Source organism: Nocardioides massiliensis (assembly GCF_030811215.1).
Taxonomy (GTDB): Bacteria; Actinomycetota; Actinomycetes; order Propionibacteriales; family Nocardioidaceae; genus Nocardioides_A; species Nocardioides_A massiliensis.
This window is the reverse complement of record NZ_JAUSQM010000001.1, coordinates 2,982,620-3,009,608: the sequence shown is the minus strand read 5'-3', so window position 1 is coordinate 3,009,608 and position 26,989 is coordinate 2,982,620. Positions and strand designations below refer to the sequence as shown.

Sequence of the window (26,989 nt, the reverse complement as noted above, 5' to 3'; positions counted from 1 at the left end):
GCGTGCGAACTCAGCCCGGCTCAGTCCGGCGCGTCAGCCGGCCGCGGCCCGTCGGCGTCGTTGAGGACGACGTGCAGGAACCGGTCCACGGCCCGCACGACGTGGGCCGACCGGATCGACGGGAAGACGTCGAACGCATGCTGGGTGCCGGGGAGCTCGGCGTACACCACCGGCTTCTTCGACGCCTCGCGCAGCCGTTCGACGAACTTCCGGGCCTGGCGGACCGAGACGAGGGTGTCGTGCGCGCCGTGGATGACCAGGAACGGTGGCACGTCCGGGGTGATGCGCAGGATGGGGGAGGCCTGCTCGAAGACATCCTGGGCGTCGGCGTAGGTCTGCTGCACGATCCGCGGCGCGAGGAACTTGTCGCGCATGTCGCGCGCGTTGCGCCCGGTGACGCCCGCGAAGTCGTAGACGCCGTAGAACGGCACGCATGCGTCGACGCTGGTGTCGGCGTCCTCGAACCCCGGCTGGTACGCCGGATCGTTGGGCGTCGTCGCGGCGAGCGCGGCGAGCTGCCCGCCGGCGGAGCCACCGGTGATCGCGAGGAACGACGGGTCGCCGCCGTACTCCTCGATGTGCTCACGGATCCACGCGATGGCCCGCTTCACGTCGATGATGTGCGCCGGGAACGCGTCGCGCGGGCTCAGGCGGTAGTTGATCGAGACGCACACCCAGCCGCGCGCGGCCATGTGCTGCATGAGCGGAATGCCCTGCTGGTCCTTGTTGCCGATCGCCCAGCCGCCGCCGTGCACCTGCAGTAGCACCGGCGCCCCCTCGACGGGGCGGTCGGCCGGACGGTAGACGTCCAGCAGGCCCCGGCGTCCGGCGTCGCTGTAGGCGATATTGCGCGCGACCCGCACGGCGTCGTCACGCATCCGGAACGGCATCAGCACCTGGCGCCATGGTGTCGCGAGGTCGAGGTCGGTCGGCTCCCGATCGAGACGGGTGCGGTAGTCCGCGCCCAGGCCCTCACGCAGCGCGGCGTCGACCTCCTCGCGCGCGTCCTGCGACTGCTTGATGATCATCGCGAACCCGGCCGCGGCGCCGAGGCCGAGCGCCGTGCCAAGCCCGTCGACCGGTCGACCGGCCCGCTTTGCGGCGGTGACGTGCCCGACGGTGTCGAGCGCGGTCAGCGCCAGCAGGTGAGGCGCGAGCTCCGCAGCGATCCACCCGACGAACATCGACGGGATTCCGGGGCGCAGTCCGTAGGCCGGCCGGAACGTGTTGGCCACGGCCGCGGCGGTGAGGAGCCGACGGCGGCGGAACCCCACGGCGTCAGGCCTTCGTCACGACGCAGTCGGCCAAAACCGGCGATCCGTCGCGCTCCCCGCCTGCGATGCTGGCCGCGACGACCAGCTCGTCGCCCTGGTCCCAGGCCTGCACCCGGATGGTCTCGCCCGGGAAGACGACGCCGGCGAACCGACCGGTGAAGGAGCCCACCCGGCTGGTGTCGCCGTCGAGCAGCGCGTCGGTGACCAGGCGGAGCACCACGCCGTACGAGCAGAGTCCGTGCAGGATCGGGGCCGGGAAGCCGGCGCCCTTCGCGAACTCGGGGTCGGCGTGCAGCGGGTTGCGGTCGCCGCACAGGCGGTAGAGCAGTGCCTGGTTGGGCGTCGTGGCGTAGGAGACGTCGGCGTCGGCCGCGCGGTCCGGGACCTCGACAGCGGTGCTCTCGCCGCGGTCGCCACCCCAGCCGCCCTCACCCCGGACGAAGATCGAGGAGCGGACCGTCCACAGCTCTTGGCCCTCGGGGGACACGGCGGTGCCCTCCTGCCAGATCACCGCGGCCTTGCCCTTGTCCCAGATATCGGTGATCCGGGTGCGCAGGGTCGCCTCGCCGGAGGTCGGGACCGGACCGTGGACGGTGATCGTCTGCGCGCCGTGGACGACCTGGGACAGGTTGATGTCGCAGCCGGGCAGGTCGAGGGGCGGCGGGTCGGTCTCGTGGAAAGTGGGGGCCACGACGGCGAAGGAGGGCAGCACCTGCAGGTTGTCGTCGTCGAGGGTGTAGCGCAGGGAGTCGGGGGAGACGAAGCTCCCGGGCTCGGATCCGGCACCCACGGCCAGGTGGTAGAGCAGCACGTCGCTCTCGTCCCACCGGAACGTCTTCTCACCGGTCGACGCGCCGATCGCGACACTGGGGTCGATGGGCATCAGGCACTCATCCCTTCGCTGGCAGCGGCTGCGTCCTCCTGGGCGGCGCAGTCCTCCGCGGCAAGGTAGCCGAAGACGATGGCCGGTCCGATGGTCGCTCCCGGTCCCGCGTAGGTGTGCCCCATCACGGCCGCCGAGACGTTGCCGGCGGCATACAGCCCCTCGATCACCGAGCCGTCCGGACGCAGGACCCGAGCGCGCTCGTCGGTGACGAGCCCGCCCTTGGTCCCGAGGTCACCGGGCACGATCTTGACGGCGTAGTACGGCGCCTGGTCGATGCTGTGCAGCGACGGGTTCGGCTTCACGGTCGGGTCGGAGTAGTAGCGGTCGTAGCCGGACTCCCCGCGGCCGAAGTCCTCGTCGACACCGGTGCGCGCGAAGCCGTTGAACCGCTCGACCGTCGCGCGCAGCGCGTCCGCCGGCACCTCGATCTGGCCGGCGAGCTCCTCCAGCGTCGCAGCCTTCTTGATCGTGCCGTTCTTGTACCACCGCCCCGGGAACGGCTGACGCGGCGCGAGACCGGCGAAGAGGTAGCGGTTGCGGTAGCGCTGGTCGATGATCATCCAGGCCGGGACATGCTGCACGCCCGTCGCCTCGCCCTTGTAGATCTCGTGGACCGCCTCGACGTAGGGCAGTGCTTCGTTCATGAAGCGCTCGCCCGCGCCGTTGACGATGATCGAGCCCGGCAGGTTGCGCTCGGCCAGGCAGAACCACGGTCCGCTCGGAAGCGGGATCGTCGGACCCCACCAGGAGTCGTCCATGAGCGCCACGTCGGCGCCCAGTGCCATGCCGGCGAGGTGTCCACCGCCGTCGTTGTACTGCGAACCGGTGGTCCACTCGACCGAGGTCGGCTTCGGTTGGTACTTCTCCCGCAGCTCGAGGTTCCGCTCGAAGCCGCCCGTGCCGAGGATGACCCCCTTGCGGGCCCGGACCTCCCGGCGTACGCCCTGGTGCTCGACGACGACCCCGACGACTCGCCCGTCCTCGAGCAGCAGCTCGGTCAACGGCGCCTCGTAGACGACCGGTACGCCGGCGTCGGACACCCCCTTGCGCAGCCCGATCGCGATCGCGTTGCCCATGGCATACATCCGGCGCCGCAGCAGCAGGCTGACCATGCGGCGTGCCATCACCTTGGCCATCGTCAACGGCCCGCGCAGTGTGCGCATGCCGAGGCTGATCTTCCGGAAGTCGGCCTGGGTGATGATCATGTTGGCCGGGGCCTTGGTGTATTGCGGGTGCAGGCGCTCGAGCTCGTCGCCGAGGAAGCGCGCGTCCAGCGGCACGGGCTCCACCGAGCGTCCGGCGAGCCGGCCTCCGGGCGCCTCGGGGTGGTAGTCGGCGTAGTTGGGCACCCACCGGAAGCGCAGCGGGGTGCGGGACTTCAGGAAGTCCATCACCTCGGGTCCGCGGTCGAGGTAGGTGTCGCGGCGTACGGCGGGGACCTCGTCGCCGACGATGGCCTGGAGGTACTCGCGTGCCCGGTCGATGTCGCCCGGGTCGGCCTGGCCGGCCTCGCGCAGGGCGTAGTTGCCCGGGATCCAGACACCGCCGCCGCTGCGGGCGGTGCTGCCGCCGAAGTGGGCGCCCTTCTCCACCAGCACGGTGCGCAGGCCGCGCGTCGCCGCGCTCAGCGCCGCACTCATCCCAGCGGCTCCGGCGCCTACGACGATGACGTCGACCTCGGTTCCGACCTCGGCGGGCCAAGCGCCCGCAGCAACTGCCGTCATGGCGGAAAATGTAACAGGTTCTAGTCCGGACGGACGGGGGATCCGCGTCGCCTCGCGCGCCGATCAACGCGTGTTGTCGACCGAAACGAGAACGTGTTCTAGTATTGCCCGGTAACCCTCCAGACAGGAGCTGTGCGATGTCCCAGGCCGTACTCGACGCCGTCCGTGATCTGCTGCCGAACTTCCGGGAGCGGGCCGAGGACGCGGAGCGTCTGCGCGTTGTCCCCGAAGCCAGCGTGAAGGAGCTCGAGGAGGCCGGGTTCTTCCGCCTGCTGCAGCCGCGCCGCTTCGACGGCCTGGAGGCCGACCCGGTCGACTTCTACACGGCCGTGAAGATGATCGCCGGGGCGTGCGGCTCCACCGGCTGGATCTCCTCGGTCGTCGGCGTCCACCCGTGGCAGATCGCCCTCTTCCCCGACGAGGCGCAGCAGGCCGTGTGGGGGAGCGACACCGCCACGCGCGCGAGCTCGTCGTACGCCCCGACCGGCAAGGCCACCAAGATCGACGGCGGCTACCAGCTCTCGGGCAAGTGGAGCTTCTCCTCCGGCTGTGACCACTGCTCCTGGGTCCTCCTGGGCGGTCTGGTCTTCGACGGCGACGGCAACGTCATCGACTTCAAGACCTTCCTCGTGCCGCGGGAGAACTACACGATCGTCGACGTCTGGAACGTCGTCGGACTGCGCGGCACCGGCTCCAACGACATCGTGGTCGAGGACGTGTTCGTGCCCGAGGCGTTCACGCTCTCCATGAGCGACACCGGCCGCTGCTACGGCCCGGGTCAGGAACAGAACCCCTCCGACCTTTACAAGCTGCCCTTCCACTCGGTCTTCACGGGCACCATCACCACGCCGATCATCGGCATGGCCGACGGGGTGTACGCCGAGCACGTCGAGATGCAGCAGAAGCGGGTCCGCGCGGCGTACCTCGGGGAGAAGGCCTCGCTCGACCCGTTCGCCGCCGTGCGCATCGCGCGTGCCTCCTCCGAGATCGACGCCGCCTGGGCGCTGCTCGTGGCCAACATCCGCGAGGAGCAGGCCTACGTCGCCAAGGGCGAGCCCATCCCGCTGCGGGTGCGCCTCAAGGTCCGTCGCGACCAGGTGCTGGGCACCCAGCGCGCCATCGACGCGATCGACGCGCTGTTCGAGGCCTCCGGGGGACGCGCACTGGCCGAGGGCACCTACCTGCAGCGCGCCTGGCGCGACGCGCACGCCGGGCGGGTGCACGCGGCCAACGACCCGGAGCGTGCGCTGCAGATGTTCGGCGCGCACGAGTTCGGCCACAAGATCGACCCGGGGATGTACTGAGTGACCGACCACACCACCGACTTCTCCAAGGACGGCACGCGCCGCACGGCGCAGGTCAAGGGCATCACGCTCAACTACTACGAGGCGGGGGTCTCGACTCCGCTCGACCGCCCAGGGGAGGTGCTCGACCAGCAGGAGGGGGCCTTCGCAGGCGGACTGCCGCTGGTGATGCTGCACGGCGGCGGCCCGGGCGCCTCGGCGTGGTCGAACTTCGGCCCGGCGCTGCCGCACTTCGCCGCCCACCTGCGGACCCTGCTGGTCGACCAGCCGGGGTTCGGCGCGTCCGACAAGCCGCCGGTGGAGGGCAACTTCTACCGGCATGCTGCCGACCACGTGGTCGCGCTCCTCGACGAGCTCGGCATTGCCAAGGTGCACCTGCTCGGCAACAGTCTCGGTGGCGGTACGGCGATGCGGCTGGCGTTGTCCCATCCCGACCGCGTCGGCCGGCTGATCCTGATGGGTCCCGGTGGCCTGAGCCTCAACCTGTTCCACGCCGACCCCACCGAGGGCGTCAAGCGGCTGATGGAGTTCAGCGCCAACCCGACGCGCGAGGCGCTGCGCGCCTTCATCTCCACCATGGTGGTCGACCAGAGCCTCGTGACCGACGAGCTGGTCGAGGAGCGGTTCGCCGACGCCACCGCGCCCGGCTCGCTCGAGGCGATGAAGTCGATGGGGTGGTCGTTCTTCAACCCGGAGACCGCCGAGGACGGCATGCTCTGGCGCGAGGCGCACCGGCTGCGCAAGCACACCCTGTTGACCTGGGGCCGCGAGGACCGGGTCAACCCGCTCGACGGCGCGCTCGCCGCGCTCAAGCTGATCCCGAAGGCGTCCCTGCACGTGTTCCCCAACTGCGGACACTGGGCACAGATCGAAGCAGCGGAGGAGTTCGCCGAGATCTCCCTGTCCTTCCTGGCCCGCCACCGCGAGCGCACCCCACGACCCCAGGAGGCGTGATGACCCAGCAGACGGCCACCCACAATGTCGGGGCCGGCATCGACATCCGATCGATGGGCTACGTCCGTGTCGAGAGCACCGACCTCGACGCGTGGCGCACCTTCGCGGGCAAGGTCCTCGGGCTCGTCGAGGTCAAGGGCCCCAACCCCGACAACCTCTACTTGCGTATGGACGACGTCTCCGCCCGGATCGTCGTCGAGCCCTCCGAGCACGACCGGCTCGGCTGCGCCGGCTGGGAGGTCGCCGACCGGCGTGCCCTGCTCGCCGCGGTCGACCACCTCAAGCACCACGGCGTCGACGTCGTCGAGGGCTCGGCCGAGGAGTGCGCCGAGCGCCGCGTGGAGGGCTTCATCCGCTTCAGCGACCCCTTCGACAACGTGTGGGAGCTGTTCTGCGGCATCACCTACGAGTCGCGCCCGCTGGTCACGCCGTACGCCCAGACCTTCGTCACCGGTGAGCAGGGGCTGGGCCACATCGTGCTGCCTGTGACCGACGACGAGGCGGCGCTTGCGTTCTACACCGACGTCCTCGGGTTCCGCCTGCGCGACTCGATGCGGATGCCCGGCGAGTTCGTCGGCAAGGAGCCCGGCTCCACCGCGTGGTTGCGCTTCCTCGGCTGCAACCCGCGCCACCACTCGCTCGCGTTCCTGCCGATGCCGAACCCGGCACGCTGCGTGCACATCATGATGGAGGTCGCCAAGCTCGACGACGTCGGCCGCGCGCTCGAGCGTGTACGCCGCTACAAGGCGCCGCTGAGCGCCACCCTCGGGCGGCACATGAACGACCAGATGGTCTCGTTCTATGTGAAGTCACCGGGCGGGTTCGACGTCGAGTACGGCACCGAGGGCCTGACCGTCGAGGACGAGAAGTGGGTCGCTCGCGAGAGCACCGCCGTCAGCTACTGGGGACACGACTTCAGCGTGGGACACCAGGCGTGATGAGGTGGGCACCGTGCACACCGATCACACCGATCACGACATCCCCGAGGGCATGCGCCCCGACGCGGCGGCGTCCTGGCCACCGCGGGAGCTGATCGACTCCTTCCTCGGCAACTTCGACTTCGAGCTGCGCCCTGGTGAGGGCACGGGACTCGGTGTCGACGACGAGGAGGCGCAGGCCGCGGCACGCAAGTTCCGCGACGTGCTGGGCCGCTACTGCAGCGGCGTGACGGTCGTGACCGCGATCTCCGGCGGTGAGCCGGTCGGGATGACCTGCCAGTCGTTCGCGAGCGTCTCGCTGTCGCCGCCGCTGGTGACGTTCCTGCCGTCGAAGACCTCGCGCGCCTGGCCGATGATCCAGCGTGCCGGGAGCTTCTGCGTCAACTTCCTCGCCGCCAACCAGGCCGCGGTATCGAACCAGTTCGCCTCCCGCGGCGCCGACAAGTACGCCGGGGTCGACTGGTCGCCGGCGCCCGGCACCGGATCGCCGCTGCTAGCGGGCACGGTCGGCTACGTCGACTGCACCATCCACGCCGTCCATCCGGCCGGCGACCACTACATCGTGGTCGGCAAGGTCGTCGATCTCGGTTTCGACGAGGGGGGCGCGACGGACCCGCTGCTCTACTACCAGGGGCAGTACCGCACCGCGACCTGACCGGTGGGTCGAGCGGAGCGGTGTCTTGAGCGGAGCCGAAGGGTCGAGACCGCGTCAGCGCGCCAGCGCCGCCCGGTGCGCGAGAGGGGTGCCGAAGAGCTGGCCGAGGGCGTGCGCGCGCTTGAACACCAGGTGGGCGTCGTGCTCCCAGGTGATCGCGATGCCGCCGTGCAGCTGCACGGTCTCGGCGGCCACGTGCTCGAGCGCCTCGCCGCAGTACGACTTCGCCACGTGCGCCAGGCGGTCCGCCTCGCTCGTGTGGTGGGCCACGGCGTACGACGCCGCCCACGACGCCGAGCGCGACATCTCGACCTGCACGAGCATGTCGGCCATGCGGTGCTTGAGGGCCTGGAACGAGCCGATCGGACGACCGAACTGCTCGCGCTCCTTCGCGTAGGCGACCGTCATCTCCAGCGCGCGCGAGGCGACGCCGACCTGGAGGGCAGCGGTCGCTGCGGCGCCGACCTGGTTGATGCGGGCTGCGACCGCGGTCGCGTCCGCTGCGAGCGGCCGCGCGGGCGTGGCGGAGTAGGCGATGTCGCCGATCCGCAGCGCCTGGTCCATGCTCGGGACCCAGGTGGGCTGCGCTTCGGCCGGGTCGACGACGAACAGCGTCGGACCGGCGTCGGTGCCGGCCACGACGAGCAGCACCTCGGCCTGGTCTGCCTCCAGGACGTTGGTAGCGGTGCCTTCGAGGACCCACCCGTCGCCGTCCTGACGCGCGGTGACCGTGTCACCGGCCAACGCGACGGTGCCGAGCGTGCCAGCGGCCAAGGGCTCGAGCAGCGCGGAGTCCGGGTTGCTCGTGGCGAGCAGTGCCTCGGAGGTGAGCACCGAGGCGAGCAGCGGCGACGGGGCGAGCGAGCGGCCCACCTCCTCGAGGATCAGCAGGGTCTCGAAGAGCGTGAAGCCGGCGCCGCCGTGCGCCTCGGGGACCGCGAGAGCCGCGGCACCGATCTGCTCGACCAATAGCTGCCACAGGGCGGGGTCGTGACCGGACTCCGAGGTGCTGGCGGCGCGGACCGCGGCGCTGTCGGCGCGCTTGGTCAGCAGGGAGCGGACGGTCGAGACCAGCTCCTCCTGCTCCTCGGTGAGGGCGAACTCCATGGCGTGCTCCTGGTCAGCGGGTAGCGGCGGGCAGGACGGCGGCGAGCACTCGGCGGCGGTGGAAGGCCGGCGTGCCCCAGGCCGACACGAGCGCGCGGATGCGCGTGATCCACAGGCTCAGGTCGAACTCCTGCGTGTAGCCGATGGCGCCGTGGCACTGCAGGCCGACGCGGGAGGCGAGGTACGCCGCGTCCGCGGCCGCGGACTTCGCGGCCGACACGTCACGGGCTCGGTCGCCCGGCTCGGCGAGCGCCGCGCCGCGGATCAGCGGACGCGCGAAGTCGAGCGCGATGCGCACGTCGGCGAGCTGGTGCTTGATCGCCTGGTAGGAGCCGATCTCGCGGCCGAACTGACGCCGCTGCTTCACGTAGTCGACGGTGTCGGCCAGCACGCGCTCACCGGCACCGAGCAGGTGGGCTGCGGTCGCCAGCACCGCCGTGTCGAACGCACGCTCGAGGTCACCGGTCGGCACGGCGTCGCCGGCGGTGACCGTGGCCAGCTTGCGGGAGCGGTCGACGGACTCCGCGGCGGCCGCGACGCTCGCGCGGTGCAGGGTGCCCTCCTGGGCCACGTAGACCACCGCGGCGCTCGCCCCGTCGACGGCGTACGGCGTGTGGGGTGGGGCGGCGACGGTGGCGAGCTCGCCCTCGGCCAGGGCGGCGAGGGCCTCGTCGTCGGCGAGGGCGTGGGAGAGGTAGGCGACCTCGGCCCAGGGACCCGGGACGGCGTACCGCCCGAGCAGCTCGTGGGCGAGCACCAACTCGACGTCGCTGGCGCCCATGCCGCCCGCGTCCTCGGCCACGACCAGGGCGTGGACGCCCTGCTCGGCCAGGCGCTGCCACAGCGTCGTACCCGCTCCCGCGTCACCCTCGGACCAGGCACGGTTGGCCGCGACCGTGTCGCTGCTGGCCAGCAGCCGGTCGAGGGAGGCGACGAAGTCGCGCTGCTCGCTGGTCGGCTCGAACCTCACTTGGCACCTCCACGGGGCTCACGGGGCAGGCCGAGGATCCGCTCGGCGACGATGTTGCGCTGGATCTCGTTGGTCCCGGCGTAGATCGGGCCGGACAGCGAGAAGGTGTAGCCGTCGAGCCAGGGCGAGGCGACCTCCGCCTCGGGGCCGCGCAGGTCGAGTCCGGCCTCGTGCAGGGCCACGTCGAGCTCGGACCAGAAGACCTTGTTGACCGAGCCGGCGGCACCCATCTCGCCGCCGTCGCGCAGCCGGGTCACGGTGCCCCACGTGTAGAAGCGGTAGGCCTGGGCGCGGATCCACGCCTCGGCGACCGCATCGGTCACGGGGGCGCGCAGCTCCTCGTCGGTGTCGGCGTAGGTCTGCAGGAGCCGGTCGGCCGCGGCGCAGAACCGGCCGGGGGAGCGCAGCGAGAGGCCGCGCTCGTTGCCCGCCGTGCTCATCGCGACCCGCCAACCGTCGCCCGGTGCGCCCAGCACGTCCTCGTCGGGCACGAAGACCTCGTCGAAGAACAGCTCCGCGAAGCCCGGCTCGCCGTCGAGCTGGGGGATCGGCCGGACGGTGATGCCCTCGGTGTCGAGGGGGAAGCAGAAGTACGTCAGGCCCGCGTGCCGCTGGGCCTCGGGGTCGGAGCGGAAGAGCCCGAACCCCCAGTGCGCGTAGGCCGCCCGCGACGACCACGTCTTCTGGCCGTTGAGGATCCACCCGCCGCGCTCCTCGTCACGGCGCGCGGTGGACCGCAGGGAGGCGAGGTCGGAGCCGGCCTCCGGCTCGGACCACGCCTGAGCCCAGACCTTCTCGCCCGTCGCCATCGACGGCAGGTAGCGCGCCTGCTGCTCGGGGGTGGCGTGGTCGAAGATGATCGGCGCCAGCAGGAAGATGCCGTTCTGGGAGACCCGGCCGGGAGCGCCGGCGCGGTAGTACTCCTCCTCGAAGATCACCCACTCGACCAGCGAGGCCTCCCGGCCGTGGAACTCCCGCGGCCAGGAGACGACCGACCAGCGGGCCTCGGCGAGCCGTGCCTCCCACTCCTGGTGGGCGCGGAACCCCTCCGGGGTGTCCATGGAGGGCAGGGGCTCGCTCGGCACGTTGGCCGCCAGCCACTCCCGCGCCTCGGCCTGGAAGGCCAGCTCGGAATCCGACAGGGACAGGTCCACGCGGTGCTCCTCGTCAGGGTGTCTTGGATGTCGTACGGGTCAGGACTGCTCGCGCAGCGCTGGGTTCACATCTCGCGGAGCTCGGTGCTCACTGCTCGCGGAGCTCGGTCTTCAGGACCTTGCCGCCCAGGTTGCGGGGCAGGACGTCGAGGAACGCGACCTCGCGCGGCACCTTGAAGTTGGCCAGGCGCTCGCGGGCATAGGCGACCACGCCCTCGGCGGTGAGGGCTGCTCCGGCGTCGTCGGCGGTGCGGACCACGAAGGCCTTGCCGACCTCGCCCATCCGCTCGTCGGGAACGCCGACGACGGCGACGTCGGCGACGCCCTCGAGGCGCATGAGCGTCTGCTCCACCTCGGCCGGATAGACGTTGAACCCGCCGTTGATGTACATGTCCTTGAGCCGGTCGGTGATGCGGATGTTGCCCTGGGCGTCCATCGTGGCGACGTCGCCGGTGTGCAGCCAGCCGTCCTCGTCGATCGCTGCGGCCGTCGCCTCCGGGTCGTCGAGGTAGCCCAGCATCACCCACGGGCCGCGCATCAGCAGCTCACCTGCCTCGCCCTCGGGCGCATCGACACGGACCTCCATCCCGGGGACCGCGCGACCGCAGGTCGTCGCCACCAGCTCGGCGGGGTCCTCGGCGCGCGCCATCGTCGCGACGACGCACTCGGTCATGCCGAAGGCGGTCACGACGTGGTCGATGCCGAGGTCGGAGCGCATGCGCTCGATCAGCACGACCGGGACCACCGAGGCGCCGGTGACGACCAGGCGCAGCGAGGAGAGGTCGTAGTCGCCTCGGTCAGGGGCGTTCAGCAGCGACTGGTGGATGGTGGGAGCACCCGGGATCATCGTGATCCGCTCGGTCTCGATCAGCCGCATCACGGCGGTCACGTCGAAGGTCGGCACCGGGTAGAGCGTCGCGCCGGTCGTCAGGCCGGTGATGATGCCGACCTTGTAGCCGAAGGAGTGGAAGAAGGGGCTGATCACCAGGTAGCGGTCGTCGGCGTTCACCCCGCCGAGCTCGCCCCAGACCCGGCCGACGCCGACCGTCTGGTGATGCGCCGACAGCGCGCCCTTGGAGCGGCCCGTCGTACCCGAGGTGAAGAGGATGTCGGCGACGTCGTCGGGCGACACGGCGTCGGCGCGCGCCTCGACCTGCTCGAGGGTGACCTCGCCGGCGGGGAGCTCGTGCAGGCGGGCGACGTCGACGACCTGGCTCTCCCGCGGGATGCCGGCTGCCGTGAGGTCCGCGATCTGGTTCTTGCCCAGGAAGCCGTCGGCGACGACCACCAGCCGTGCGCGGGTGCGCTCGACGAGGTCGGCCACCTCGTGGGCGGTGTAGCGGGTGTTGGCGGGGACCATCGCGGCGCCGACATACATGGCGGCCAGGGCGGCCTCGACCCAGGCGACGCTGTTGGGCGCCCAGACCAGGACCCGGTCGCCGGGCTCGAGCCCGGCGGCGACGTAGCGCTGGGCGACGGCGCGCGTGCGCTCGTGCAGCTCGCGGAAGCTCGTGGTCACCCCGTCGGCGACGTACGCCGGCTTGTCCCCGAACGTCGCCGCCGCGGCCCGGACCAGCGCGGGAATCGTGTGGGCGTCCTCGGTGGAGCTCGTCGCGACCACGTTCACCTCCGTGTCCACCCCGGTCCTGTCCGTGCGGGGTACCAACCAAACAGTTGCTTGGTAGGGTAGCACCCGTGGACCTTTCTTACGCGCCCGAGGACGAGGAGTTCCGGGCCGACGTACGCACCTGGCTCGCCGAGCAGCTCGACGGCGAGTGGTCGCATCTGCGCGGGCTCGGTGGACCCGGGCGTGACCACGAGGCCTTCGACGAGCGGCTGGCCTGGAACCGGCACCTCGCCGCCTCCGGCTGGACCTGCTTGGGGTGGCCGACCGAGCACGGCGGCCGCGGCCTGAGCCTGCTGCAGCAGGTGATCTTCCACGAGGAGTACGCCCGCGCCGACGCGCCCGGGCGGGTCAACCACCTCGGCGAGGAGCTCCTCGGCCCGACCCTGATCGCGTTCGGCACGCCCGAGCAGCAGGCCCGCTTCCTGCCGAAGATCGCCGCCGTCGAGGAGCTGTGGGCCCAGGGCTACTCCGAGCCCGGCGCCGGCTCGGACCTCGCGGCCGTGCAGACCCGGGCACGCCTCGAGGGCGAGGGAGACCAGGCCGAGTGGGTCATCGACGGTCAGAAGGTCTGGACCTCGAACGCGCACCTGTCGGACTGGCTCTTCGTCGTCGCCCGCACCGAACCCGGCTCCCAGCGCCACCGCGGCCTGTCGTTCCTCCTGGTCCCGATCGACCAGGAGGGCGTCGAGGTCCGGCCCATCGAGCAGCTGACCGGCGGCTCGGAGTTCAACGAGGTGTTCTTCACCGGCGCCCGCACCGCCGCCGACCTGGTCGTCGGCGAGGTCGGTGCCGGCTGGGGCGTCGCGATGGGGCTGCTCGGCTTCGAGCGCGGCGTCTCCGTCCTCGGCCAGGTCGTCGGCTTCGCCCGCGAGCTCGAGGGGGTCGTGGAGCTGGCCAAGGCCAACGGCAGCTACGACGACCCGCTCGTGCGCGACCGGCTCGCGCGCCTGGACGTCGAGCTGGAGGTCATGCGCGCCCAGGCCCTGCGCGGGCTCTCCACGGTCAGCGGAGGTGACGACTCGGCTGCCGGTGGCGGCGCGGGCTCGATCTTCAAGCTGGTCTGGGCCAACTGGCACCGCGCCCTCGGCGAGGCGGCCATGGCCGTCGCCGGCGCCGACGGTCTGCGCGCGGCCGGCGCGCCGTACGAGCTGACCGGCTGGCAGCGCATCTTCCTCTTCTCGCGCGCCGACACGATCTATGGCGGATCCGACGAGATCCAACGCAACATCCTCGCCGAGCGCGTGCTCGGCCTACCCCGGGAGGCCCGCGGATGACCGCACCCACCAACCCCCAGTCCGGCGCGCACACGGTGGCCGGCGAGGACCCGGCCCTGCGCCGTCGGCCCCAGCAGCCGGTGCCCGACTACGTCGCGCCCCATGGCCTGCTCGCCGACAAGGTCGTCGTCGTCACCGCCGCGGCCGGCGCCGGCATCGGTGCCGCCGTGACCCGGCGCGTGCTCGAGGAGGGCGCTCGGGCGGTCGTCCTCAGCGACACCCACGAGCGCCGCGTCGCCGAGGCGCACGAGACGCTGGCCGCCGAGTTCGGCGCCGACCGGGTGGCCAGCACGCTGTGTGACGTCACCGACGAGGCCCAGGTGCAGGCCCTGCTCGACGCGGCCGAGCCGTTCGGCGGGCTCGACGTGATGATCAACAACGCCGGTCTCGGCGGCACCGCGCCCATCACCGAGATGACCGACGAGCAGTGGACCCGCGTCCTCGACATCACGCTCACCGGCACGTTCCGGTGCGTGCGCGCGGCCAGCAACCGGATGATCGCGGCCGGCACCCGCGGCACCATCGTCAACAACGCCTCGGTCATCGGCTGGCGTGCGCAGGAGGGCCAGGCGCACTACGCCGCAGCGAAGGCCGGTGTCATGGCGCTGACGCGGTGTGCGGCGCTCGACGTCGCCGAGCACGGCATCCGCGTCAACGCCGTCTCGCCGAGCCTGGCGATGCACCCCTTCCTCGCGAAGGTGACCTCCGACGAGCTGCTCGACGTCCTGACGCAGCGCGAGGCGTTCGGTCGCGCCGCAGAGCCGTGGGAGATCGCCAACGTCATGGTTTTCCTCGCCAGCGACTACGCGTCGTACCTCACCGGTGAGGTCATCTCAGCGAGCAGCCAGCGAGCCTGACGTGACCACCAACGGAGCCTCCACCCGCCGCGCCGAGCTGCTCGGCATCGCCGCCGAGCTGTTCGCCGCGCGGGGCTTCCGGGCGACCACGGTGCGCGACATCGCCGACGCGGCCGGCATCCTCTCCGGCAGCCTCTACCACCACTTCGACTCCAAGGAGTCGATGGTCGACGAGATCCTCTCGACGTTCCAGACGCAGCTCTTCGCCGAGTACGACGCCGTGCTGGCCTCCGACGACGACGCACGCACCAAGCTGGAGCGGCTCGTGCGGATCTCCTTCGACGCCATCGACCGCAACCGCCCAGCGGTCGCGATCTTCCAGAACGACGCCGCGGTGCTCGCCGAGGACGACCGCTTCGACTACCTGCGCGCGCACAACGAGCGGTTCCGCACGATGTGGACCGAGCTCATCGACGAGGGCACCCGCAGCGGTGCCCTGCGTGACGACCTCGACCCGGTGCTGACCTACCGCTTCATCCGCGACACCGTCTGGGTGGCGGTGGCGTGGTACCGCCCCGGCGGTCAGTTCTCGGCTTCCGAGGTCGCCGACCAATACCTCTCCATCCTGCTCGACGGTCTCGGCGCCCGCTGATCCCGTCTCCTGCTCCACACCGTCTGCTGACAACGAACCCTGGAGGAACCCATGGCTGAGGCCTACATCGTCGACGCGGTCCGCACCCCGGTCGGCAAGCGCGGCGGCTCCCTGGCGTCCATGCACTCCGCCGACCTCGGCGCCCACGTGCTCAAGGCGCTGGTCGAGCGCACCGGCATCGACGCGGGCGCGGTCGACGACGTCGTCATGGGCTGCTGCGACACGATCGGCTCGCAGGCCGGCGACGTGGCCCGCACCGCGTGGCTGGTGGCCGGTCTGCCCGACGAGGTGCCGGGCGTGACCATCGACCGCCAGTGCGGCTCGTCCCAGCAGGCCGTGCACTTCGCCGCGCAGGGGGTCATGTCCGGCACCCAGGACCTCGTGGTCGCCGGCGGCCTGCAGAACATGTCGGCCATCCCGATCTCCTCGGCGATGCTCGTGGCGCAGCAGTACGGCTTCTCGACGCCGTTCGCGGAGTCGCCCGGCTGGGTGGCGCGCTACGGCGACCAGGAGGTCTCGCAGTTCCGCAGCGCCCAGATGATCGCCGAGAAGTGGGACATCTCCCGTGAGGAGATGGAGGAGTTCGCGCTGAGCTCCCACGAGCGCGCGCTGCGCGCCATCGACGAGGGCCGCTTCGACCGCGAGATCGTCCCGGTCGGCGACTTCACCACCGACGAGGGACCGCGCCGCGGCACGTCGCTGGAGAAGATGGCCGGCCTGCAGCCGCTGGAGGAGGGCGGGCGGATCACCGCTGCGGTCGCCTCGCAGATCTCCGACGCCTCCTCGGCCATGCTCATCGCCTCCGAGCAGGCCGTGAAGGACCACGGCCTGACTCCCCGCGCCCGCATCCACCACCTCTCGGTGCGCGGCGACGACCCCGTGTGGATGCTCACCGGCCCGATCCGCGCCACCCGCCATGCTCTCGACAAGGCCGGCATGAGCGTCGACGACATCGACCTGTTCGAGTGCAACGAGGCGTTCGCCTCCGTCGTCCTCGCCTGGTCGCGCGAGCTCGACGTGCCGCTGGAGAAGGTCAACGTCAACGGTGGTGGCATCGCGCTGGGCCACCCCATCGGCGCCACCGGCACCCGCCTCATGACCACCCTGCTCAACGAGCTCGAGCGCACCGGCGGCCGCTACGGCCTGCAGACGATGTGCGAGGGCGGCGGCCAGGCCAACGTCACCATCATCGAGCGCCTCTGAGACTTCGGGCAGTTTCACCGCCCGACTAACGACACGCCCGCTCGTCGAACGAAACTGGCGCGCTTGACGCCCGGTTTCGTTCGACGAGTGGTGCGTGCGGGACGCAGGTGATGCTTCGAGGCCGGCAGAAAACCAGTGGCGTACGGCGCCAAGCCGGGCGCACGCTGAGCACATGACCGCACTGCAGACCCAGCTCGACGTACGCCGTTATGGCCCTGACGACACCGCGGCCGTCGCCGCGGTGGCCGACCTCGTCACCGCCGCGCGCGAGGTCGACTCGCCCCGCGCCCACCCGGTGACCGCGGCGTTCTGGGAGGGGCGGCTGCGCCACGGTTGGGACGGCGAGACGCCGTTGACCTACCTGGCGACCCTGCCCGGCACCGATGAGGTCGTCGTCGCCGGTGAGCTCGAGGTGGGGGAGTGGGACAACCGGCACCTCGCGTGGATCGACGTGCAGGTCCATCCGACACACCGCCGGCGCGGGTACGGCACCGCGATGCTCCACCACCTCGAGGCCGAGGCCCGGCGCCTCGGCCGGACGACGCTCGGCGTGGGCGGGTGGGAGGGCGCCCCGGTCGGGGAGTTCGCCCTGCGCCACGGCTACGCCCCGTCGTACGTCGAGGCGGTCCGGCGCCAGCGGCTCACCGCCGTCGACCTCACCGACCTCGAGGTGCGCTACGTCGCGGCACAGGCTGCGGCTGCGGACTACGAGCTGCTGCGCATGCCCGGCCGGACCCCGGCCGCGATGCTCCCGCAGCTGGCCACGATGGTCGCCGCGATCAACGACGCGCCCACCGACGACCTCGACATGGAGGACGAGCAGTACCCGCCCGAGCGCGTCGCCGCCTACGAGGAGGCGCAGGAGGCGCGCGGTCACCGGCTCTACCGGGTCGTCGCACGTCACCGGGAGACCGGTGATCTCGCCGGACACACCGTCGTCGTGGTCGAGACGGCGCGTCCCGGCCTCGGCGCCCAGCACGACACCAGCGTCGTACGCGCCCACCGCGGGCACCGGCTCGGCTACCTGCTCAAGGCGGAGATGGTCCGTTGGCTGCGCGAGGTCGAGCCCGACCTGGTCGAGGTCGACACCGGCAACGCCGCGTCCAACGACCACATGGTCGCGATCAACGAGGAGCTGGGCTACGAGCTGATCGGGCGCCAGCTCTGCTTCCAGCGGAAGCTGGCGGAGGGCTAACCCGCCCGCAGCCACCACGGGCTCGTGTAGGCCACCCCGAGCAGGTTGCCGGGGTGGCCGGGCGGGCCTGGCGTCGCGTTGGCCTCGTCCGGGTCGGCGATGCGCAGCAGCACCCATGGGCCGTCGTCGAGGTCGAGCGTGCAGCGGAAGTCCAGGACCGGCCCGACCGGGAAGTCCACCGTCTTCACCACCTGCGGGTAGTCGCCGCCGGGCCGCAGCACCTGCACCTGCAGTCGCCGGTCGCGCCACTCGGCGTCGCGCGCCAGGTCGAGACGGAACCGGACGACCCCGCGCGTCATCTCGAGGAACGCGCCCATCGGCCGGGGACGCCGTCCTGGGGCCTGCGCGGTGGCGTCGAGGCGCAGACCCGAGGTGCGGGTGGCGAAGAACCGACGCGCCAGCATCGCCTGCTTCACACCGGCGCGGGTGTGCTCGCGCACCCACAGGCCTGTGCGGCCTTTGCCCTCGGGGAAGCCCCAATCGGTGCCGTGCTCGTCGGTGACACCGGTGATGCCGGTGCGCCACCCGGCGTCCAGGCACGCCGACAACGGGGACGAGCGACCCTTGTCGTAGCCCTCGAAGAGGTAGTCGTCACGGCGGTTGAACATCTCCAGCGACACCATCTGGCGCCGTACCCGCGGGTCGTAGCGGAACTCGGCGAAGCGCAGCGGCTCGCGGCCGGGGTGGTTGAACCCGGCGATGCCGTCGGCACCGCCGGTGAGCACGAGGCCGGACTCACGGCGCAACCAGCTGAGGAACGGCTGCATGAGCCCTGCCTGCAGGACGTCGACGTAGTGCTCGGTGAACCACACGTTCACGTGACCGATCAGCGGCTCGGACCACTCGAAGCCGCGGATCGCGGTGAACGCACCGTCGGTGTTGGCGGCGTCGGCGTACTTCTTGGTCTGCTTCCACCCGTTCGGCGTCAGCCCGGCGAGCTCGCGGTACTCGTCCGGCAGGATGCCGGTCAGCAGGTCGCCGAGCAGGTGGTTGGACAGCGTCGCGTGGTCGGTGAGCGCAGCGACGTCGAGCCCGGCTGCGCGCATCGAGGCGAAGGCGAGCGCCGGGTCGCCGTCCCCGTCGGACAGGTGCGAGTGGTTGTGCAGGTCGGCGTGGACCAACTGTGTCCCGCGCGTGATCCGCGACAGTCGCCGTGCGCCCGGCCGTCGCCGTCCCGCAGGTGCCGCTGATGCGGTGTGCCGGCCCAGCGTCCCGGCGATCAGCAGCGAGGCTCCCGCCGCGCCGGCTCCTGCGAGCGCGGCGCGGCGGTCGAGCTCCGGCGTACGCCGGGGTGGGTGGGGGTGGTCATGGCTCGCGTCGGGACCGCACATGCCTGGTCCAACGCACCCCGTCGGCCCGGGTTAGGGAACGGCGGGTGAACGCCCGGTGTCGGTCGGCGCGGTCAGACCAGTGCGGAGTGCGTACGCCGCAGGGCTGCGGCCGCCTCGGTGACGACGCGGTCGATCAGCTCCTCGCAGCTGGGCAGGTCGTCGAGCACACCCACGACCTGGCCCGAGGCGAGCACACCGGCGGAGGTGTCACCCTCGACGAGCCCGGCCTTGAGCATCATCGGGGTGTTGGCGGCGAGCATCATCTGCGACCACGAACGGTCGCTCTCACGCTTCATCGCCCGGCCGTCCTTGAGCAACTGGGGCCAGCTGAGTCCGCTCATCTTCTTGAACTCGAGCGTGCGGCGCACCGTCGGGCCCAGGCGGCGTACGGCGGCGGTCTCCTCGAGCTCCTCAACCAGCTTGGTGCGCAGCATGCGGTGCGGCATGCCGTCCACCTTGGCCGTGACGACCGTGCCGTTGACGTCGTGGGAGAGGTAGAGCTTCTTGACCTCGTCGGGCACGGCGCTGTCGCGGGTGAGGAGGAAGCGGGTGCCCATCCCGATGCCGGCGGCACCGTAGGCCAGCGCCGCGGCAAGGCCGCGCCCGTCGAAGAACCCACCGGCCGCGACGACCGGGATGTCGACCGCGTCGAGGACGGTCGGCAGCAGCAGCGACGTCGGCACCGAGCCGGTGTGGCCGCCACCCTCGCCGCCCTGGATCATGACCGCGTCCGCGCCCCAGCCGGCGACCTTCTCGGCGTGGCGCGGCGCGCCGACCGAGGGCATCACGACGATGCCGTGGTCCTTGAGCTTGGCGATGAGCTCCTTCTTGGGAGCCAACGCGAAGGACGCGACCTTGACGCCGTGCTTGATGAGCAGGTCGACGCGCTGCGGGGCATCACCCGCGTCGGCGCGCAGGTTGACGCCGAAGGGCGCGGTGGTGCGGCCCTTGACCTCGAGGATCGCCTTCTCCAGCTCCTCGTAGGTCATCGTCGCCGACGCGAGGATGCCCAGGCCCCCGGCGTTGGCGGTGCCGGAGACCAGCCGCGGGCCGGCCACCCAGCCCATGCCGGTCTGCACGACCGGGTGCTTGATGCCGACGAGCTCCGTGAGGGCCGTGGACAGCTGCTGCTCGATCATGCGGCCGGGACCTCCTTGAACCGCAGGCCCTTCGGGTCGAGCACCTCGCGGATCAGGACGAGCTCCTCCATGGTCGGCGTACGGGTCTCGGGGACCGCGGCCGGGTCGCTCACGCCCAGGTCGAAGCCGGTGGCCTCCTGGACCTCGGCGACCGTGACGCCGGGGTGCACGGACAGCAGCCGGACGGTGTCACCGGGGCCCTTGACGTCGAAGACGGCGAGGTTGGTGACGATGCGGTGGATGTCGTTGTATTTGCTGGCACCCACGCCGGCCTCCTTGGCGCGCTTCGGGCCCACGCCCGAGACGACGTCCACGGCGTCGACGAAGACGCGGGTGGAGTGCTTCGGCACCCAGTACGACGTGCGGTTGCTGACGGTGTTGCCCGGCGCCCCACGGGACCCGAGGAGCTGGCGCTTCGGCCGGTCGAACGGGCCGATCGCGGAGATGTTCTGGTTGCCGTCCTTGTCGACCTGGGTGGCGCCCATCATCACGTGCCGCTTGCCGTAGGCGACCACGTCGAAGACGCGGCGGAAGGGGATCCAGCCCTCGACGACGTCGGCCTTCGCGCCCACCGGCGGGACGCCGCCGAGGAAGAGGGACTCGCCGTCGGAGAGGACGAGGTCGGGGTTGCTGGTGAGCTTCGCCAGCCGGACGCCGAGCATCGGCATGAGGCCCATGGGGCTGCCGAAGATCTCGCCGTCCTCGGAGAAGGCGTCGGCGACCGCGGCGGCGCAGACGTCGGCGCGGGTGATGTCGGTGGTGCTCGCTGAACTGGTCACTTGGCTGCCTCCTCGGCGAACGCACGGACTGCGGCTTGGTAGGACGCCTCGTCGCCGGACAGGAAGCGCTCGTGGAACGCCGCCCAGTCCTCGTCGGAGCCGCGAGCGGCCTCGGCGTACGCCCGCTGGAAGCGCTCGTCGCGCTCGTAGTCGGGCGTGCAGGTGGTGAAGTGCGCGCCGTTGGGCGTCTCGACGACGCCGTCGACCATCATCCGGTTGAGCAGCACGCGCTGCACCGGGGTGTCGACGGTCAGGCCGGCGGTGTCGACGATCTGCTCGCACGAGGCGAACGCCTTGTCGGCGGCCATGCAGAACAGGTCGTCGAAGTACGGGTCCGGACCGAGGTACGTCGCGTTGCCGTGCTTGTCGGCGCGGTTCATGTGGACCAGGGCGACGTCGAGGTTGAGCGCGGGAGCGGCGACCAGGTCCTCGTGGACGCCGTCGGCGTCGGCGTACGGGCTGGTGACGGTCTTGATCTGCGGGTTGTGGACCATGACATCGGAGCCCAAGCCGGCCCGGATCGGGAGGAACGGCAGCCGCTGGGCCGCGGCCTGGAGGCCGGCGTTGAACATGCCCTCGTCGATCTCGACGATCTCGGAGATCGTGCCCTCCTGGCGAGCCTTCTGGAAGTTGGGCTCCAGCGGGACCGAGTCGAGGGAGACGAAGGCGTAGACGAGCTTGCGGATCTTGCCTGCGCGCGCCAGCAGGCCGACGTCGGCGCCGCCCCACGCGACCAGGGTGAGGTCGGTCAGCTCGGAGTTGGCGATGGCGCGGATCAGGGCCATCGGCTTGCGCCGCGGCCCCCAGCCGCCGACCCCGATCGTCATGCCGCTCTCGAGCTGGCCGACGACGTCGTCGATCGTCATGGTCTTGTCACGCGGAGTGCCGTTCACGCGGACGCTCCCTTCTGGCCACTGCGGGCCTTGTCAGTGCCGGCGAAGTCGTCGCGCAGCTCGTCGGAGACACCGGCGAGGTTGAGCTCCATCGTGAAGCCCTGCTCGAACCGGTAGCTCTTGTTCACGTCGATCGGGTCGATGCCGTTCAGCGCCTCCTTGGCGGCACGGATGACCCGGGTGTCCTTCTCGGCGATGTCCGCGGCGAGCGAGAGTGCGAGGTCGTCGAGCTCGGCGCGGGGGACCACGGCGTACACCGAACCGTGCTGGACCAGGTCCTGTGCGGCGATGCTGCGGGCGGTGAAGTAGAGGGTGCGCATGAGGTGCTGCGGCACGAGCCGCGCCATGTGGGTGGCGGCACCGAGCGCACCCTGCTTGACCTCGGGCACGCCGAAGTAGGCATCGTCGCTGGCGACCACGACATCGGCGTTGCCGACCAGCCCCACCCCGCCGCCGACGCAGAACCCCTGCACCGCGGCGATGACGGGGACGCTGCACTCATAGACGGCCTTGAAGGCGGCGAAGCAGCCCTTGTTGGCGCCGATCAGCGCGTCGAAGCCGGTGGTGTTCTGCATCTCCTTGATGTCGACCCCGGCGTTGTAGCCCTTGCCCTCGGCGCGCAGCACCACCACGTGGGTCTGCGGGTCGGCCGAGGCCTCGTCGAGCGCGTCGGCCACGTCGAACCAGCCCTGGACCGGGAGTGCGTTCACCGGCGGGAAGTCCATCGTGATCACCCGGACGTGGTCCGGTCGCAGTGTGGAGGAGATGCCCATGGATGTGTGCCTTCCGGGTCGAGCCACCAAACCAAATGTTTGCTTGGTACCCTAACACTTGCTTGGTTCGTCCGGACCTCGCCTCGACCGAAGGGAGCCCGATGTCGATCACCATCGACCTCACCGGCCGCGTCGTCCTCGTCACCGGGGGCTCGCAGGGCATCGGTGCGGGGATCGCGCAGCGGTTCGTCGACGCCGGAGCCACGGTGATCACCTGCGCTCGCCGCCCGGTCGCCGAGCCCGCACCCGGCACCGAGCACCGCACCTGCGACGTGCGCGACCCGGACGACGTCACCGCACTCGTCGAGGGGGTCGTGCGCGATCACGGCAGGCTCGACGTGGCGGTCAACAACGCCGGGGGAGCGCCGTATGCGATGGCGGCCGACGCCTCCGACCGGTTCCACGAGAAGATCATCGGGCTCAACCTCATGGGGCCGCTGGCCATCGCCCGGGCGGCGTACGCCGTGATGCGCACCCAGCCCGACGGCGGTTCGATCGTCAACGTCTCCTCGATCTCAGCCTCGCGTCCCTCGCCCGGCACGGCGTCGTACGGCGCAGCCAAGGCGGGCATCAACTCGCTGACCACGAGCCTCGCCCAGGAGTGGGGTCCGCACGTGCGCGTCAACACCATCGACGTCGGGCTGTGCCGCACGGAGAACACCGCAGACCACTACGGCGGTGACGAGCAGGTGCGCCGCATCGAGCGCACGATCCCGCTGGGCCGGATGGCACGCCCGACCGAGATCGGGGATGTCGCTGTCTTCCTGGCCTCGCCGATGGCGTCGTACGTCAGTGGCGCGCACGTCGCGTGCCACGGCGGGGGAGAGCCGCCGATCTTCCACTTCGCCGACCAGATCACCACCCACCCGTTCGCCCCCGACACCTCCACCGAAGGAGCCCCCTCGTGAGCACCCTGCTTGCCGGCCGCGTCGCCATCGTCACCGGAGCGGGCCGCGGCATCGGCCGCGCGCACGCCCTCGAGCTCGCCCGCCACGGCGCGGCCGTCGTCGTCAACGACTACGGCGTCTCCCTCGCCGGAGAGGGCACGGGGGAGACCCCCGCGCAGGAGGTCGTCGCCGAGATCGAGGCGATGGGAGGCAAGGCCGTGGCCAACGGCGCCGACGTCGCCGACTTCGCTGAGGCTCAGGCGATGGTGCAGCAGGCCATCGACACCTTCGGCGCGCTCGACATCCTGGTCAACAACGCCGGGTTCGTGCGCGACCGGATGCTCGTGAACACCTCGGAGGAGGAGTGGGACTCGGTCATCCGGGTGCACCTCAAGGGCCACTTTGCGCCGCTGCGCCACGCCGGTGCCTACTGGCGTGCCGAGGCCAAGGAGGGTCGCCAGCGCGCAGCCCGGGTCATCAACACCTCTTCCGGCGCGGGCCTGCAGGGCTCGGTCGGGCAGGCGACGTACTCCGCCGCCAAGGCCGGCATCGCCGGCCTGACGCTGGTCGCGGCGCAGGAGATGAGCCGCTACGGCGTCACCGTCAACGCGATCGCCCCGGTCGCCAAGACCCGCATGACCGAGGGTGCCTTCGACACCAGCGCCATGGCGCTGCCCGAGGACAACTCGCCGATCGTCGCCTGGCTCGCCTCCGAGGAGGCCGCCGACGTCACCGGTCGCGTCATCGAGATCGACGGCAGCACCATCACCGTCGAGGACGGCTGGCGCCACGGCCCGTCCCGTGACGCCGGCCGCCGCTGGGACGCCGCCGAGGTCGGCCCCGCCCTCCGCGAGCTCCTCGCCGAGGCCCCCACCCCCGAGCCGGTGTACGGCGCCTGAGCGCCGGGGCAGTTTCACCGCCCGACTAACGACACGCCCGCTCGTCGAACGAAACTGGTGCCTCGAACGCCCGGTTTCGTTCGACGGGTGGTGCAGGTGTGGTGCTTGAGGCCGCAGCCGAGCGACGCGGGTCAGGCAGCGCGGCGGCTGAGAGCCTGCCTGATCCGCTGCATCACCGGCCCGGGCGTGGCGAGGTCGTCCCACTCGATCCGGATGACTGTCCAGCCGAGTGCGGCCAGGTCGCGGTCGCGGCGCTTCTCGGCTCGAATGACGTCGAGAATGGTCTGCCCGGGCTTCAACATGTCGTCGTACTTCACCCGGCCGTCGAACTCGACGATGACCTTCAGCTCCGGCCAGGCGAAGTCGACGCGCGCCAGGAACCTGCCGCGTGCGTCGCGGATCTCGAGCTGCGGCACCGGGTCGGGCAGGCCGGCGGCGCGGAACTCGTACCTGCTGCGCGTCTCTCCGACCGACTCCGCCAACGGATCGGCATGCGCGATCACGGCGCGGATCCGCAAGGTGTACGGCGCCTCACCCTGGCGGTCGAGCGCGTCCCAGAGCTGGTCCTTGGTCGCGAGGCCCTTGTGCAGGATCCAGTCGGCGACGACGAGAGCCACGGCGGTCGGGAGAGACTTCGCGACGTCGACGAACGTGCGCGCCGGGGTCGTGATCCAACCGTGCTCGTCTACGGTCAGGTCGTCGACGTAGCAGCTGCCGCGGTGATGGACCGTGCGTGCTTGGCGCCGGCCCGCGAACCCATTCAGGTGGGTGACGTGCACGGAGTCGTAACCCAGCTGCCAGTCGGGTGCGCCGTATGCGAGAGCGGCGCTCACGTGCGACAGCGCGACGGTGTCGCCGTACAACCGCCGCACTCCGGTCGCCAGGAGGAGGTGTCTGGTCCGGGAGTCGGCCTTCCCCCACACGCGCGCGTCGGCGTATATCCCGTGCCGCAGGCGGACCAGGTCACCCGCGCCGACCATGCGGGCGAGGCGCTTGTCGTCGACTCCGAGCTCGAGTGCCTCCCGCCGCAGCAGGACGTTGTCGAGTCGGGGCAGTTCAGCAAGGAGGTCGATCATCACCCCACCTTCGGCGTACGGCGGGGGTGGTCGCGGTCGTCACGGCGCGGCTGTGCACAACGCCGCGTGGGCCGAGGCTGAGGACGGCAGACGGCCCAGGCGGCCGGATGCTCAGCTGCCCCATGCGCACCACTCGTCGAACGAAACCGGGCGTGCGGGACGCCAGTTTCGTTCGACCAGCGGGCGTGTCGTTAGTCGGGCGGTGAAACTGCCCCGCCGCTCAGATCCGCTCGAGGATCGTGCCGGTGGCCATGGCGCCACCGGCGCACATGGAGATGAGGGCGGAGGTGCCGTCGCGGTGCTCGAGCTCGTGGAGGGCGGTGGTGATGAGGCGGGTGCCGGTGGAGCCGACGGGGTGACCGAGGGCGATGGCGCCGCCGTTGACGTTGACCTTGTCCATGTCGGCGCCGTGGACCTGCGCCCAGGAGAGGACGACGGCGGCGAACGCCTCGTTGACCTCGAACAGGTCGAAGTCGCTCATCGACCGCCCGGACTGCGCGAGCAGCCGCTCGGTCGCCTGGACCGGGCCGTCGAGGTGGTAGTAGGGGTCGGAGCCGACGAGCACCTGGTGGACGATCCGGGCGCGCGGGGTGAGGCCGAGGGCGCGGGCCTTGTCCTCGTCCATGATGAGGACGGCCGAGGCGCCGTCGGAGATCTGCGACGACGTGCCGGCGGTGTGCATGCCGTCGGGCAGCACGGTGCGCAGACCACCGAGGCCCTCGAGTGTCGTGTCGCGCAGCCCCTGGTCGGCGTCGACGACCTGGGTCGGGCCGGTGGGCTTGCCCTCGACGTCGAGCTCGGGCGCCTCGACCGGGAGGATCTCGCGCTTGAACCGGCCCTCATCGACGGCGACGCGTGCCTTCTGCTGCGAGGCGAGACCGAAGGCGTCGAGGTCGGCGCGCGTGATGCCGCGGTTGCGGGCGATCCGGTCGGCGGCCTCGAACTGGTTGGGCATGTCGATCGTCCAGCTCTCCGGACGCGGGTCGCCGGTCTCGGGCGTGATGTTGGCGCCCAGGCCGATCCGGCTCATCGACTCGATGCCACACGCGACGCCCGCCTCGATCGCCCCGGCGCTGATGAGCGCGGAGATGAGGTGTGCGGAGTGCTGGGCGGAGCCGCACTGGGCGTCGACCGTCATGCCGCCGGTGTGCTGGGGGAGGCCGGCATGCAGCCACGCGCGCCGGACGATGTCGCCGGACTGCTCACCGGCCTGCGTCACGCAGCCGCCGATGGCCTGCTCGACCAGGGCCGCGTCGATGCCCGCGCGCTCCACCACCCCGCATTGCGCGGCCCCGAGGAGCTCTGCGGCGTGCAGCCCCGACAACCAGCCACGGCGCTTGCCCATCGGGGTGCGGACGGCTTCGACGATGACGGGGTTGCCCATTGCTGCTCCTTCAGTCGGCTGCCGCGGACAGCGGCGTACCCAAAATAGAACACGTTCTCATCTGCTGCCACCGATCTGCCCGTCCTCCGGCACCACGTGCCGCACACTGGTGCC

General features: G+C 71.3%; 25 protein-coding genes. 11 read left to right on the top strand and 14 right to left on the bottom strand.

Annotated features, from left to right (window positions below; genetic code table 11):
* Positions 1 to 20: 20 nt before the first annotated feature.
* From J2S59_RS14965 to kstD, 3 genes are read right to left on the bottom strand one after another with little or no spacing between them, the layout of a single operon-like run.
* A complete protein-coding gene (locus J2S59_RS14965) occupies positions 21 to 1,274 on the bottom strand; it encodes an alpha/beta hydrolase (RefSeq protein ID WP_068120508.1) in 1,254 nt (417 codons plus the stop codon).
* Between the two features lie 4 nt (positions 1,275 to 1,278).
* Complete coding sequence (gene chsH3, locus J2S59_RS14960) at positions 1,279 to 2,157, bottom strand: enoyl-CoA hydratase ChsH3 (RefSeq protein ID WP_068120511.1); 879 nt, start codon at positions 2,155 to 2,157, stop codon at positions 1,279 to 1,281.
* Positions 2,157 to 3,884, bottom strand: a complete 1,728-nt coding sequence (gene kstD, locus J2S59_RS14955) for a 3-oxosteroid 1-dehydrogenase (protein WP_068120513.1) — start codon at positions 3,882 to 3,884, stop codon at positions 2,157 to 2,159. The genes chsH3 and kstD overlap by 1 nt, the downstream gene beginning before the upstream one ends.
* A 137-nt stretch (positions 3,885 to 4,021) precedes the next feature.
* On the opposite strand from kstD, the gene hsaA reads away from it, so the two are divergent.
* The 4 genes from hsaA to J2S59_RS14935 are packed head-to-tail and all read left to right on the top strand — an operon-like array spanning position 4,022 to position 7,735.
* A complete protein-coding gene (gene hsaA / locus J2S59_RS14950) occupies positions 4,022 to 5,188 on the top strand; it encodes a 3-hydroxy-9,10-secoandrosta-1,3,5(10)-triene-9,17-dione monooxygenase oxygenase subunit (RefSeq protein WP_068120515.1) in 1,167 nt (388 codons plus the stop codon).
* Positions 5,189 to 6,142: a 4,5:9,10-diseco-3-hydroxy-5,9,17-trioxoandrosta-1(10),2-diene-4-oate hydrolase gene (gene hsaD, locus J2S59_RS14945; protein WP_068120519.1), complete on the top strand. Its 954-nt coding sequence runs from the start codon at positions 5,189 to 5,191 to the stop codon at positions 6,140 to 6,142. It begins immediately after the preceding gene.
* Complete coding sequence (gene hsaC / locus J2S59_RS14940) at positions 6,142 to 7,080, top strand: iron-dependent extradiol dioxygenase HsaC (protein ID WP_068120520.1); 939 nt, start codon at positions 6,142 to 6,144, stop codon at positions 7,078 to 7,080. Before hsaD ends, hsaC begins: the two co-directional genes overlap by 1 nt.
* Positions 7,081 to 7,093: 13 nt before the next feature.
* Entirely contained in the window at positions 7,094 to 7,735 is a 642-nt protein-coding gene (locus J2S59_RS14935; RefSeq protein WP_246360297.1) for a flavin reductase family protein, read from the top strand.
* Positions 7,736 to 7,789: 54 nt separating this feature from the next.
* Here the strand turns inward: J2S59_RS14935 and J2S59_RS14930 are convergent, their stop codons facing one another.
* From J2S59_RS14930 to J2S59_RS14915, 4 genes are all read right to left on the bottom strand, one after another.
* Positions 7,790 to 8,842, bottom strand: a complete 1,053-nt coding sequence (locus tag J2S59_RS14930) for an acyl-CoA dehydrogenase family protein (protein WP_068120521.1) — start codon at positions 8,840 to 8,842, stop codon at positions 7,790 to 7,792.
* Between the two features lie 13 nt (positions 8,843 to 8,855).
* Positions 8,856 to 9,812 (bottom strand): acyl-CoA dehydrogenase family protein, encoded by a 957-nt coding sequence (locus tag J2S59_RS14925; RefSeq protein WP_068120523.1) that lies wholly within the window; start codon positions 9,810 to 9,812, stop codon positions 8,856 to 8,858.
* The gene (locus J2S59_RS14920; protein ID WP_068120524.1) at positions 9,809 to 10,966 is read right to left on the bottom strand and encodes an acyl-CoA dehydrogenase family protein; all 1,158 of its coding nucleotides are present in this window, start codon (positions 10,964 to 10,966) and stop codon (positions 9,809 to 9,811) included. Before J2S59_RS14920 ends, J2S59_RS14925 begins: the two co-directional genes overlap by 4 nt.
* An 88-nt stretch (positions 10,967 to 11,054) precedes the next feature.
* Positions 11,055 to 12,605 carry a FadD3 family acyl-CoA ligase gene (locus J2S59_RS14915; RefSeq protein ID WP_306825252.1) on the bottom strand — a complete coding sequence of 517 codons (1,551 nt, stop codon included), beginning with the start codon at positions 12,603 to 12,605 and terminating at the stop codon, positions 11,055 to 11,057.
* A gap of 56 nt (positions 12,606 to 12,661) precedes the next feature.
* On the opposite strand from J2S59_RS14915, the gene J2S59_RS14910 reads away from it, so the two are divergent.
* The 5 genes from J2S59_RS14910 (at position 12,662) to J2S59_RS14890 (ending at position 17,714) form a co-directional block, all read left to right on the top strand.
* Positions 12,662 to 13,867 carry an acyl-CoA dehydrogenase family protein gene (locus J2S59_RS14910; RefSeq protein ID WP_068122212.1) on the top strand — a complete coding sequence of 402 codons (1,206 nt, stop codon included), beginning with the start codon at positions 12,662 to 12,664 and terminating at the stop codon, positions 13,865 to 13,867.
* A complete protein-coding gene (locus J2S59_RS14905; RefSeq protein WP_181642172.1) occupies positions 13,864 to 14,724 on the top strand; it encodes an SDR family oxidoreductase in 861 nt (286 codons plus the stop codon). Before J2S59_RS14910 ends, J2S59_RS14905 begins: the two co-directional genes overlap by 4 nt.
* Before the next feature lies 1 nt (position 14,725).
* Positions 14,726 to 15,316: a TetR/AcrR family transcriptional regulator gene (locus tag J2S59_RS14900; protein WP_306825251.1), complete on the top strand. Its 591-nt coding sequence runs from the start codon at positions 14,726 to 14,728 to the stop codon at positions 15,314 to 15,316.
* Between the two features lie 51 nt (positions 15,317 to 15,367).
* Positions 15,368 to 16,519: an acetyl-CoA C-acetyltransferase gene (locus J2S59_RS14895; protein ID WP_068124690.1), complete on the top strand. Its 1,152-nt coding sequence runs from the start codon at positions 15,368 to 15,370 to the stop codon at positions 16,517 to 16,519.
* Between the two features lie 172 nt (positions 16,520 to 16,691).
* On the top strand, positions 16,692 to 17,714 hold the full coding sequence (locus J2S59_RS14890) for a GNAT family N-acetyltransferase (protein ID WP_068124688.1): 1,023 nt from the start codon (positions 16,692 to 16,694) through the stop codon (positions 17,712 to 17,714).
* On the opposite strand, the gene J2S59_RS14885 is transcribed toward J2S59_RS14890, so the two are convergent.
* The 5 genes from J2S59_RS14885 to J2S59_RS14865 form a co-directional block, all read right to left on the bottom strand.
* A complete protein-coding gene (locus J2S59_RS14885) occupies positions 17,711 to 19,045 on the bottom strand; it encodes a CehA/McbA family metallohydrolase (RefSeq protein WP_068124686.1) in 1,335 nt (444 codons plus the stop codon). The genes J2S59_RS14890 and J2S59_RS14885 overlap by 4 nt on opposite strands.
* Before the next feature lie 71 nt (positions 19,046 to 19,116).
* Complete coding sequence (locus J2S59_RS14880) at positions 19,117 to 20,184, bottom strand: NAD(P)H-dependent flavin oxidoreductase (RefSeq protein ID WP_068124685.1); 1,068 nt, start codon at positions 20,182 to 20,184, stop codon at positions 19,117 to 19,119.
* Complete coding sequence (locus tag J2S59_RS14875; RefSeq protein ID WP_068124682.1) at positions 20,181 to 20,963, bottom strand: CoA-transferase subunit beta; 783 nt, start codon at positions 20,961 to 20,963, stop codon at positions 20,181 to 20,183. The genes J2S59_RS14880 and J2S59_RS14875 overlap by 4 nt, the downstream gene beginning before the upstream one ends.
* Complete coding sequence (locus tag J2S59_RS14870) at positions 20,960 to 21,856, bottom strand: CoA transferase subunit A (RefSeq protein ID WP_220138623.1); 897 nt, start codon at positions 21,854 to 21,856, stop codon at positions 20,960 to 20,962. Before J2S59_RS14870 ends, J2S59_RS14875 begins: the two co-directional genes overlap by 4 nt.
* Positions 21,853 to 22,629, bottom strand: coding sequence for an enoyl-CoA hydratase family protein (locus J2S59_RS14865; RefSeq protein ID WP_068124681.1), 777 nt, complete (start codon positions 22,627 to 22,629; stop codon positions 21,853 to 21,855). Before J2S59_RS14865 ends, J2S59_RS14870 begins: the two co-directional genes overlap by 4 nt.
* Before the next feature lie 101 nt (positions 22,630 to 22,730).
* On the opposite strand from J2S59_RS14865, the gene J2S59_RS14860 reads away from it, so the two are divergent.
* Together J2S59_RS14860 and J2S59_RS14855 are read left to right on the top strand one after the other, a co-directional pair.
* Positions 22,731 to 23,537: an SDR family oxidoreductase gene (locus J2S59_RS14860; RefSeq protein WP_068124679.1), complete on the top strand. Its 807-nt coding sequence runs from the start codon at positions 22,731 to 22,733 to the stop codon at positions 23,535 to 23,537.
* Positions 23,534 to 24,415 carry an SDR family oxidoreductase gene (locus tag J2S59_RS14855; RefSeq protein WP_068124677.1) on the top strand — a complete coding sequence of 294 codons (882 nt, stop codon included), beginning with the start codon at positions 23,534 to 23,536 and terminating at the stop codon, positions 24,413 to 24,415. The genes J2S59_RS14860 and J2S59_RS14855 overlap by 4 nt, the downstream gene beginning before the upstream one ends.
* A 131-nt stretch (positions 24,416 to 24,546) precedes the next feature.
* Here J2S59_RS14855 and J2S59_RS14850 read toward each other — a convergent pair whose 3' ends face one another.
* Together J2S59_RS14850 and J2S59_RS14845 are read right to left on the bottom strand one after the other, a co-directional pair.
* Positions 24,547 to 25,491, bottom strand: coding sequence for a type IV toxin-antitoxin system AbiEi family antitoxin domain-containing protein (locus J2S59_RS14850; protein WP_068124676.1), 945 nt, complete (start codon positions 25,489 to 25,491; stop codon positions 24,547 to 24,549).
* Between the two features lie 220 nt (positions 25,492 to 25,711).
* Positions 25,712 to 26,875, bottom strand: coding sequence for a steroid 3-ketoacyl-CoA thiolase (locus tag J2S59_RS14845; protein ID WP_306825250.1), 1,164 nt, complete (start codon positions 26,873 to 26,875; stop codon positions 25,712 to 25,714).
* Positions 26,876 to 26,989 lie beyond the last annotated feature (114 nt).